This is a genomic window from Clostridium hominis (assembly GCF_014287825.1).
Classification (GTDB): Bacteria; Bacillota; Clostridia; order Clostridiales; family Clostridiaceae; genus Clostridium; species Clostridium hominis.
Map to the genome: position 1 here is coordinate 1 of NZ_JACOOO010000026.1, position 11,122 is coordinate 11,122.

Sequence of the window (11,122 nt, forward strand, 5' to 3'; positions counted from 1 at the left end):
GTTCAAATATAAGAGTGTTATTTTTTAATATAAGTTTATCTAATTTCAATTTTCTATTTTCCAAAATATTATTACATGAATAAAAGTTAGTATAGTTATTTATAACAATCCCTCCTAAAACCTTTTTTATTTTTAGTATATTATATTTATTTTCATTAAAATTGTGATAATAAAAAAAGATGCTAATTAAGCATCTTTATAATTAAATCTAAAGTCGATTTTGTTTTTTCTATATTATTAACATAGTCAGCTATATGTGTTTTATAATAGTATAAACCTTCATCTGTAATAGAATAAACTTTTTTACTTCTCTTATTTAAAACAGTATCTCCTGTCCAGCTACTTACTACATATCCTTTCTCCTCTAATGAATATAAAGTTTCATAAATAGTACTGGAGGAAACAGGGAATGGATGACTACATTCTTCAAAAGCATCCCTAAAGGCAGATAAAATTTTATTTCCAAAAATCACCTCACCCTTTGATAACTCTTTTAATATATAAAACGTATATAACATTTTTGTATTAACTATATTTCTTGGAACAACTAATCTATTTCTTTGATCCTTCATAACCCACCTCATATTTTAGAATATATTGTAATAATATCATAGGTAGATAAATTTGTCTAACAACCTAAATAATAAGAACACAAATTCAAAACTATGAATAATATATATCAACGAACAAATGATAGGAGATGAGGAACATGTCAAGCAGTTGTTCAAAATGCTGTTGTAGAAGAAGATGTTGCTGTAACAATTTCTCTAATTGTGGCTGCGGTTGTGGCTGTGGAGGATCTAATTGCGGTTGTGGATTTGGTGGAAACCAAGGATTTGGTGGCTGCGGTTGCGGATTCGGTGGAAATCAAGGCTTCGGTGGCTGTGGCTTCGGAGGCGGTTGCTGGTGGCTAATACTAATATTATTATTTGGTTGTTGGTAAAACACTAGTCGAAGTGTACCAAAAACTTTTAAAGTTTTTGGTACACTTTCATATATAAAAATAAATAAATAGGTAAAGATAAGTGTATATTAATATGGAGGTATAAAACAAATGAAAAAGTTTAAAATTGTAATTATTATTTATATATTTTCTTTATTAATAGGATATCCCTATAAAATTAACGCTTATGAAGAACCTAGTGATGAAATAATAGAAGATAATAAAGTGGAATATAGAAGTATTGATGATTTATTAAAAGAATTAAAGGAAGAAAGAAAATTAATAAATCAACAAAAATTAGATGAAATAAACCAAAAAAAACTCGAAAAGCAAAATCAAGATGGAGGAGTTTCAGAAGAAGCACCAGTCCCTGAAACACCTAAGCCTAAAAAAGATAGCGAAAATGAATATATTCCTAAATTAATTGTAAGATTACGAGGAAAACATTCACCTAAATACTTATGCTCTTATGAATTATTAATCACTGATGATACTAAAGAAATCGAGCTTTCAAAGGATATAATAAGTAACTACAGTTTATTAATGAAAAAACCATCTTTGAAGGTGCGCCCAGGAGAAATAATAAATTTTGAATTTGTTCCTAATTGCAAATCATTAAATGCTTATATTTGGGATGAAGAAAATGATTTATTAAAGGAAATTAAAGTTAAAAGGGGGTGTATAGAAGTTCCTAATATAGATAAAAAGATAGTAGTTATTATTCAAGGAAATTTTTCTAATGGCTATATTAAGTACGGAATTGTACTTGACATAAGAAAATAATTATACATATATAGGAGGTTTTGTTATGAATATAAATGATAATTTTTATACATTATACAACAATGGTGATACTATAAACGAAAATGGAAGTGATAATAATAAAAGCAAAGAGGATGATAGAAGGCAAGAAATAAAAGAATTTGGTACAGATAACAAATCAAATTCCGATCAAAGCATTCAAGTACTTCCAATAATAGGCCAAATTGAAGGGCATATGGTTTTGCCTCCTCAAACTAAAGCAACAAAATATGAACATATAATACCTCAATTAATTTCTATGGAAAGAAATAGTGAAGTTAAGGGAATACTAATAGTACTTAATACGGTTGGTGGAGATGTTGAAGCAGGTTTAGCTATCGCAGAAATGATTAGATCTCTTTCTAAACCTACAGTTTCTATAGTAATAGGAGGAGGTCATTCAATAGGCGTACCTTTAGCAACTTCTGCAGATTATTCCTTTATTACACCATCAGCTACTATGATTGTTCATCCAGTAAGAATGAACGGTTTTGTTATAGGTGTAGCTCAAACATTTCATTATTTTCAAAAAATGCAAGAAAGAATTGATAACTTTATAGTTAAAACATCAAAAATTAGTAAAGATGACCTAAAGAAAATGATGCTCAAATCAGATGAATTACTAAACGATATGGGTACTATATTGATAGGAGAACAAGCAGTTTCTTGTGGCTTAATAGATGAGGTAGGGGGAATTAAAGAGGCTTTAGACAAATTAAAAGATGCAATATCAATATATGAAAAGAATAATTTGAGATAGATTAAAAAGGAATTCGAAAGAATTCCTTTTTTTATCTAAACATATTTTACACTATGTCATCTTAATTATATAATATAGTTATATATGAAAATTTTAACTATATTATAGGAGTGATTTTGTGACTACTAAAAGTAAAAAAAATACCAAAAAGAGAACTAAAAAAAAGAAAACATTAGATAATGATATAAAAAGTATAGTCTATATTGTTATAGGATTACTTCTTACCATTGCGATTTATACAAATCTTGCAGGTGTTTTATCTCATATTTCAAGAAAATATATATATAATTTAGTTGGATTGGGAGCATTTGTTCTGCCTCTATATCTAATTTATTTTGGAGTAAATATGATTATATCTAAAGGTGAGATAGTCTACTCTAGGAGGCTGTTTGGAATAACTTTAATTGTTATTACTCTGATTTTTCTTTCGGCCACAATAAAAGTTCAAAGTTTAAATCAAGAAACATTTAAATCATCATTAAAGCTTATAATGGGAGAAAGTGATTTAACTTTACATGGAGGATTTTTAGGACATCTTATAGCATTTCCTTTATCTAAGTTTATAGGATATATTGGATCATATATTTTATATTCATCTCTACTATTTATTGGCATTACGCAAGTGTTTGATATAACAATTTATAGTATTGTAAAGTTAATAAATGAGTTTACTAATAAAATAATTCAAAATATAAAAACTAAACCTAAAAAGAAAGACAAACCTTCTAAAGCAAATGACCAATTTATTGAAGTTGAACCTATTAACGATGTAATAGACAAAGATATTGTAAAAGGAATTGATAATAAAATTCAAATACTTGATTTTATGAAAAATTCAAATGGTAATGAATCAGAGATAAGCGAGGAAGTATCTTTAGAATCTTTCAACGAAAAAGAAGAAATAGAGTTATTAAATGCTGATAAGCAAGTTAGTACTGAAACTATTCAACATATAAGAACTTCAAAGGATTTAAAAAGTAAAGATATAGATTTAGATAATATCATAAATAGTGACTCTAAAGAAATACATTATGTATTTCCAACAATAGATTTATTAAAAAACAACGGAAAAGCACGATTAAAAAGTGAAGACAAGAAAGAGCTGATTGATGGTGCAAATAAATTAGAGTCAATTTTAGAGAGTTTTGGAGTGGAAGCTAAAGTTACACAAGTTACTAAAGGTCCTTCAGTTACTCGTTTTGAACTACAGCCAAGTCCTGGTGTTAAAGTTTCAAAAATTGTAAATTTGACTGATGATATAGCATTAGGCCTTGCTGCTAATGGCATAAGAATAGAAGCTCCTATTCCAGGTAAATCGGCAATAGGTATAGAAGTTCCAAACAAAAAACAAATTCCTGTATTTTTAAGAGAAGTTTTAGATTCAAAAGAGTTTACTAATTCAAATAAAAAGTTATCATTTGGATTAGGAAAAGATATAGCTGGTAAATGTGTAGTAGGTGATTTATCTAAAATGCCACATATGCTTATTGCTGGAGCAACAGGTTCAGGTAAATCTGTATGTATAAATGCTTTAATAATTAGTTTGATTTATAAATATTCACCTGCTGATGTAAAGCTATTAATGGTAGACCCTAAAGTTGTGGAATTAAGTGTTTATAACGATATCCCACATTTGCTTATTCCGGTTGTTACTGACCCTAAAAAGGCTGCAGGTGCATTAAATTGGGCTGTAAATGAAATGAATAAGAGGTACAACTTATTCTATAACAATAAAGTCAAAAATATAGAATCTTACAATAATTTATTTGATAAGGGAGAAATTGATGAAAAACTTCCTTATATAGTTATAATTGTAGATGAGCTTGCTGATTTAATGATGGCATGTCCTCATGATGTTGAAGATTATATTTGTAGGTTAGCTCAAATGGCTAGAGCAGCAGGTATGCATTTGATAATTGCGACTCAAAGACCGTCAGTTGATGTAATCACAGGAGTAATTAAAGCAAATATTCCATCTAGAATATCATTTGCTGTTTCATCAGGGATTGATTCAAGAACAATATTAGATCAAGTTGGAGCTGAAAAGCTATTAGGAAGAGGGGATATGCTATATTATCCAATAGGAGAAAATAAGCCAGTAAGAGTCCAGGGGGCATTTATATCTGAAGAAGAAGTAGAAAACGTAGTTAACTTTATCAAAAACTCACAAGATACTGTTACTTATGAAGAAGATATTATAAACCATATTAATAGTGAAGCTCCTGCTGAATCGCAACAAAATGAATATGAAGACGAACTTCTTGAAGAGGCTATAAAAATTGTTATAGAATATCAACAAGCATCCACATCGTTTTTACAAAGAAAATTAAGAATTGGCTTCAATAGAGCATCAAGAATAATGGATATGTTAGAAGAACAAAGAATAATATCCCCAAAGGATGGAAGTAGACCTAGACAAGTCCTAGTGGTTAATAATGAATAAAAATACTTGTAAATAAAGAGTTATTCAATTACAATAATTTATGAATTATTAGAAAGCTAGACAATGGAGGAATATACTTTGGAAAAATTTAAAGTTGGAATGGTCAGTTTAGGATGCGATAAAAATAGAGTTGATTCTGAACTTATATTAGGTACAATTAATAAATATTATGAAATTACAAATAACCCTAAAGAGGCAGATATAATAATCGTTAATACTTGTGGATTTATAGAAAGTGCAAAACAAGAGTCAATAGATACAATTTTAGAAATGGCTAGATATAAGACTGATTACAAATGTAAGATGCTTATAGCGACAGGATGTTTAACCCAAAGATATGGAGATGAATTATTAGAGCAAATGCCTGAAATTGATATTCTTATGGGCGTAAATGATTATATGAAATTGCATAAACTTATATTAGAATTTATAAAGGAACAAAAACAAATCTCTTCAGCAACTTATAGTGATTTAAGTATAAATGAAGGTGAAAGAATATTAACAACAAATACTCATACTGCTTATGTAAGGATTGCAGAAGGTTGTAATAACTTTTGTACCTACTGCATAATTCCTAAAATAAGAGGTAAATTCAGAAGTAGAACAATAGAAAGTGTTATTAAAGAAGTTGAAAGTTTATCTTTACAGGGTGTAAAAGAGATTATTTTAATAGCTCAAGACTTAACAAATTATGGTGTTGATATTTATGATGGAAAAATGCTTCATAAATTAGTTAAGAAGGTTTCAGAGGTTGAAAATATTGAGTGGGTAAGACTTTTATACTGTTATCCTGAAGAGATGTATGATGAACTAATTGAAGAAATTTCATCAAATAATAAGGTAGCTAAATATCTAGATATACCAATACAACATATTAGTAATAAAATTTTAAAATTAATGGGTAGAAAGACTAGCAAAGAAGATATTATTAATATAATCGATAAACTTAGAGAACGAATTCCTGAAATTACATTAAGAACATCATTAATAGTAGGATTCCCTAACGAAAGTAATGAAGACTTTAATGAATTAAAAGAATTCTTAAAAGAGTATAAGTTAGATAATGTAGGTGTATTTAGTTATTCACAAGAAGAGGGAACCCCTGCAGCTATAATGAACGGGCAAATAGATGAGTCCGTTAAAGAGAGCCGTTTAAGAGAACTAATGCTTACTCAAAGAAAAATTATGTTAGACTTAAATAATTTGAAAATTGGTAATATCTATGATACTATAATAGATAGAAGTAATGGAGAATTTTACATTGGAAGAAATTACATGATGTCACCTGAAATAGATAATATAATTTATATTAGAAAAACAAATAAAATAAAAATAGGTGATGTTGTAAAAGTGAAAATTACTGATATACAAGAGTATGATTTAGTAGGAGATGTTATAGATGAATCTGGCAAATAAGTTAACTATGCTAAGAATTTTCTTAGTACCTATTTTTTTGATATTTATAGCTATGAAAGGAATTCCATATGGAACTATACTAGCTACACTAGTATTTATAATTGCATCCTTAACAGATCAATTAGATGGTTATATAGCAAGAAGTAGAAATCAAGTAACAACTTTTGGAAAGTTTATGGATCCTTTAGCTGATAAATTATTAGTTACTTCTGCATTAATATCTTTAGTCGAACTTGGATTAATCCCTAGTTACGCAGCAATAATCATTATAGCAAGAGAATTTGCTGTATCAGGTTTAAGAACAATTGCTGCATCAGAAGGGAAGATAATTGCAGCTAGTTGGTGGGGGAAAATAAAGACAGTTATACAAATAATAGCAATTGTATTATTACTTATAAAAGTTAATATAGGAACATCTCCATATTTAGCATCTTTAATAAATAATAATTCTGCACTTAATAAATTCTTTGAAGTTACTCCAACTGTATTTTTATACCTAGCGGTAATAATAACAATAATATCTGGAATAGATTACTTTATTAAGAACAAAAAAGTATTTTCAATGACTAAATAGTTAAATACAGGACATAATATTAAAAAGTTCCTCCTGATTCAAGGTGGAACTTTTTAATATATAAATAATATAAATAATTTTTTAGAAATTTATGTTGACTTAAAATTCAACATAAATTATAATTTAATTAATAAAACAAATGTTCGATAGAGAGGATGAGCCTTATGGGAAATATTAATGCAGAAAAATTAAAAGCTATAGAAAATGCTATGAGTCAAATTGAAAAACAATATGGTAAGGGTGCCATAATGAAATTAGGAGAACATAATGCTATGAGTGTTGATGCTATATCTACGGGTTGTTTAGATTTAGATATTGCACTTGGTATAGGCGGTGTTCCTAAGGGAAGAATTATAGAAATATACGGACCAGAAAGTTCAGGTAAAACTACTGTTGCGTTACATATAATTGCAGAAGCACAAAAAGCAGGTGGTGCAGTTGGCTTTATTGATGCCGAGCATGCTTTAGATCCAAGTTATGCTAAGAACTTAGGGGTAGACACTGAAAATCTTATAGTTTCTCAACCTGATACAGGAGAGCAAGGTCTTGAAATAGCAGAAGCACTAGTTCGTTCTGGAGCAATTGATGTATTGGTAGTAGACTCAGTTGCAGCATTAGTTCCAAGAGCAGAAATCGAAGGAGAAATGGGTGATTCTCACGTAGGATTACATGCTAGGTTAATGTCTCAAGCTCTAAGAAAATTAGCAGGAACTATTAATAAATCAAAATGTGTAGCAATATTCATTAACCAGTTAAGAGAAAAGGTTGGAGTTATGTTTGGTAATCCTGAAACAACAACAGGGGGAAGAGCTCTTAAGTTCTATGCTTCAGTTAGAATGGATGTTAGAAGAATAGATTCAATAAAACAAGGTGATGAAATAGTTGGTAATAGAACTAGAGTAAAAATCATGAAAAATAAAGTTGCTCCACCATTCAAGCAAGCAGAGTTTGATATCATGTATAATGAAGGTATTTCACGAAATGGAAACATTATAGATGTAGGTGTTAAAGAAAATATAGTTCAAAAAAGTGGTGCATGGTTCTCATATAATGATATAAGATTAGGTCAAGGTAGAGAAAATGCTAAACAATATTTAAAAGAAAATCCACATATAGCTTTAGAGATAGAAAATAAAATTAGAACTAAATATTCACTACCAATAATGGCAGAACCTAAGGCTGAAAAAGAGAAAAAGTAAAATAAGTAATACGCTTTATTATAGATATAATAAGGCGTATTTTTTTGCTTTATATATATAAATTAATTAATGTATTTAATTAACTAAACTTGACATATTTTTGTTTTTAAGATAAAATAATAACAAATACTGGTTTATCAAATTCAAGTTCCAGTACAGAATAATATGACACCTACCTACTTTCTATTAAATAATAAATTGATTAATATGCAAGGAGGTGTTAATTTGGATAGTACTATAATGATATTAGTAGGAATTATAATACTGGCTATATTAGGAATTATCCAATATATAGCTATTAAAACAGCTACAAAGAAAAAGGTTTTAATTTTAGAAGGTGAAGCTGAAAAATTAGTTGAAAATGCTAAGAAGGAAGCCGAATCAACAAAGAAGGAAGCTATTTTAGAGGCTAAAGAAGAAGTTCACAAACTTAGAAGTGACTTAGACAGAGATTCTCGTGATAGAAGAAATGAAATTCAAAGACTTGAAAGAAGAATTCTTCAAAGAGAAGAAGCATTAGACAAAAAGAGCGATCTTCTTGAAAAGAAAGAAGAAAATATCAACAAAAAAATGCAAGAAATAAGTCAATTGGAAGAAAGTGCCCAAGAAATTTATAATCACAGAAGAGAGGAACTTGAAAAAGTTTCGAACCTTTCAACTGAAGAAGCTAAAGAAATATTATTAGATGAAGTTAAAAAGGAAATAACGCACGAAACGGCTTTAATGATCAAAGAAATAGAATCGAAAGCTAAAGAAGAAGCAGATAAGAAATCGAGAGAAATTATTACTACTGCAATTCAAAGATGTGCGGCAGATCATGTATCTGAATCAACTGTGCATGTAGTGGCATTACCAAATGATGAAATGAAGGGCAGAATTATTGGTAGAGAAGGAAGAAATATTAGAACTCTTGAAACTTTGACTGGTGTAGATTTAATTATTGATGATACTCCAGAAGCAGTAATATTATCTAGCTTTGATCCGATTAGAAGAGAAATAGCTAAGATAGCATTAGAAAAGCTTATTATTGATGGCAGAATACATCCTGCAAGAATAGAAGAAATGGTTGAAAGAGCCACTAAGGATGTAGAAAATGACATTAAAGAAGAAGGAGAACAAGCAACTTTAGAAACGGGTGTACATGGATTACATCCTGAAATAATGAGGTTACTTGGAAGACTAAAATATAGAACTAGTTATGGTCAGAATGTTTTAAAACATTCTATCGAAGTTTCATACTTAGCAGGATTAATGGCATCTGAATTAGGATTAGATGTAAATCTTGCTAAAAGAGCAGGTTTATTACATGACATCGGTAAAGCAGTAGACCAAGAACACGAAGGTCCACACGCTCTTATTGGTGGAGATTTAGCTAAAAAGTATCATGAATCACCTTTAGTAGTAAATGCTATAGCAGCACATCACGGTGATGTTGAAATGATGTCTTTAGAAGCTATCCTAGTTCAATCAGCTGATGCTATATCAGCAGCTAGACCTGGTGCAAGAAGAGAAACACTAGAAGCTTATATTAAGAGATTAGAGAAACTTGAAGAAATTGCAAACTCATACGAAGGTGTAGAGAAGTCATATGCAATTCAAGCTGGAAGAGAGATTAGAATTATGGTTAAACCAGAACTATTAGATGATGCTGGTTCAATTGAATTAGCACGTAGTTTAGCTAAAAGCGTCGAAGAGCAATTAGAGTATCCAGGACAAATTAAAATAAATGTTATTAGAGAAACAAGAGCAGTAGACTACGCTAAATAAATCTTTAAAAATACATTTTGAAAATTCAAAATGTATTTTTTTTTATTCTTTACAAAAGAAGGAATTATTCAAAACATATAGAATATATATATTATGAGAAGTATTAATGAATATAATGTAAACGATTTTTATCAGGAGGTCAAATTAAAAATGGAAGTATTAAAAGTTTCAACAAAATCTAATCCAAATTCAGTTGCAGGAGCATTAGCAGCTATTATAAAAGAAAAGAACATAGTAGAAATCCAAGCAGTAGGTGCAGGAGCTATTAATCAAGCTATTAAGGCAATTGCAATAGCAAGAGGCTTTGTAGCACCAAGTGGAAGAGACATAGTATGTGTTCCAGCTTTTACTGATATAGAAATTGATGGTGAAGAAAGAACTGCTATTAAACTAATAGTTCAGCCAAGATAAATTAATAATATAAAAGGGAAATCTGTATATAGCTATAGATTTCCCTTTTATATTATACTAATAAATACGTTTAAATTTTATATTAATATATTAAAAATACAGTTAACTCTTGAAATTTAATTCATTAACGTTTATAATGGAATCGTTAAGATGATTATTATAAAAAGAGGTGTATTTAATGGTATCTAAAGAAGTAATAGTAAATAACGGAACTGGTTTACACGCTAGACCAGCAACTTTATTAGTAAAGAAAGCTTCATCATTCAAATCAGATGTAAGCATTGAATTTAACGGAAAGAAAGCTAACGTAAAAAGCTTAATCGGTGTTTTATCTTTAGGTGTAACTAAAGGAGCAACTATAACTGTTTCTGCAAACGGTGATGATGAAACTTTAGCAGCTGAAGAAATCGTAAAATTAATTGAAACTTTAGAAGATTAATTTTAGTTATACTTATAAAAAACTCCTGTTAATTATAACAGGAGTTTTTTTGTTATTTATGTATAGCAACTACGATTTAACTTTTATAACATTTCCTTTTACCAAAAGATATAACAAGTCTATTGCTGCCAAAAATACTAATACATAAATAATTCTTAAAATAAATGGCGTTCCACCAACTAAGAAGTATATAAAATTAAAATTTAATATTCCTATACTTCCCCAGTTTAAAGCACCTAGAATCACTAGAAAAAAAGATGCTTTATCTAAAATACTTAGCTTAAACATAAATATCACCCCCATGGTTTAATTTATTTAATATATATTATGAATACAAAAATTAAAATATAACTATTTAACTATATATAA

At 28.9% G+C, this 11,122-nt stretch carries 12 protein-coding genes; 10 read left to right on the forward strand and 2 right to left on the reverse strand.

Translation table 11 applies throughout. From position 1 onward, the window contains the following. Window positions 1-182: 182 nt before the first annotated feature. Window positions 183-572, reverse strand: coding sequence for a PadR family transcriptional regulator (locus H8S20_RS12650; protein WP_186860360.1), 390 nt, complete (start codon window positions 570-572; stop codon window positions 183-185). A gap of 137 nt (window positions 573-709) precedes the next feature. Between H8S20_RS12650 and H8S20_RS12655 the strand changes: the two genes are divergently transcribed. The 10 genes from H8S20_RS12655 to H8S20_RS12700 all read left to right on the forward strand — a co-directional run bounded on the left by H8S20_RS12655 (window position 710) and on the right by H8S20_RS12700 (window position 10,753). Further along, window positions 710-943 (forward strand): hypothetical protein, encoded by a 234-nt coding sequence (locus H8S20_RS12655; RefSeq protein ID WP_186860361.1) that lies wholly within the window; start codon window positions 710-712, stop codon window positions 941-943. 111 nt (window positions 944-1,054) lie between these two features. Further along, window positions 1,055-1,726, forward strand: a complete 672-nt coding sequence (locus H8S20_RS12660; protein ID WP_032118704.1) for a hypothetical protein — start codon at window positions 1,055-1,057, stop codon at window positions 1,724-1,726. A gap of 25 nt (window positions 1,727-1,751) precedes the next feature. Then, the gene (locus H8S20_RS12665) at window positions 1,752-2,504 is read left to right on the forward strand and encodes a ClpP family protease (protein WP_186860362.1); all 753 of its coding nucleotides are present in this window, start codon (window positions 1,752-1,754) and stop codon (window positions 2,502-2,504) included. Between the two features lie 118 nt (window positions 2,505-2,622). Continuing rightward, entirely contained in the window at window positions 2,623-4,947 is a 2,325-nt protein-coding gene (locus H8S20_RS12670; RefSeq protein ID WP_186860363.1) for an FtsK/SpoIIIE family DNA translocase, read from the forward strand. Window positions 4,948-5,025: 78 nt separating this feature from the next. Beyond that, entirely contained in the window at window positions 5,026-6,363 is a 1,338-nt protein-coding gene (gene rimO, locus H8S20_RS12675) for a 30S ribosomal protein S12 methylthiotransferase RimO (protein WP_032118702.1), read from the forward strand. Then, on the forward strand, window positions 6,347-6,937 hold the full coding sequence (gene pgsA / locus H8S20_RS12680) for a CDP-diacylglycerol--glycerol-3-phosphate 3-phosphatidyltransferase (RefSeq protein ID WP_032118700.1): 591 nt from the start codon (window positions 6,347-6,349) through the stop codon (window positions 6,935-6,937). The genes rimO and pgsA overlap by 17 nt, the downstream gene beginning before the upstream one ends. A 164-nt stretch (window positions 6,938-7,101) precedes the next feature. Further along, a complete protein-coding gene (gene recA, locus H8S20_RS12685; protein ID WP_032118699.1) occupies window positions 7,102-8,136 on the forward strand; it encodes a recombinase RecA in 1,035 nt (344 codons plus the stop codon). Between the two features lie 207 nt (window positions 8,137-8,343). After that, entirely contained in the window at window positions 8,344-9,903 is a 1,560-nt protein-coding gene (rny, locus tag H8S20_RS12690) for a ribonuclease Y (protein ID WP_032118698.1), read from the forward strand. Between the two features lie 150 nt (window positions 9,904-10,053). Further along, entirely contained in the window at window positions 10,054-10,314 is a 261-nt protein-coding gene (locus H8S20_RS12695) for a stage V sporulation protein S (protein WP_032118697.1), read from the forward strand. Window positions 10,315-10,492: 178 nt separating this feature from the next. After that, window positions 10,493-10,753: an HPr family phosphocarrier protein gene (locus H8S20_RS12700; protein ID WP_186860364.1), complete on the forward strand. Its 261-nt coding sequence runs from the start codon at window positions 10,493-10,495 to the stop codon at window positions 10,751-10,753. A gap of 69 nt (window positions 10,754-10,822) precedes the next feature. Here H8S20_RS12700 and H8S20_RS12705 read toward each other — a convergent pair whose 3' ends face one another. After that, complete coding sequence (locus H8S20_RS12705) at window positions 10,823-11,041, reverse strand: DUF378 domain-containing protein (RefSeq protein ID WP_032118695.1); 219 nt, start codon at window positions 11,039-11,041, stop codon at window positions 10,823-10,825. Window positions 11,042-11,122: the final 81 nt, after the last annotated feature.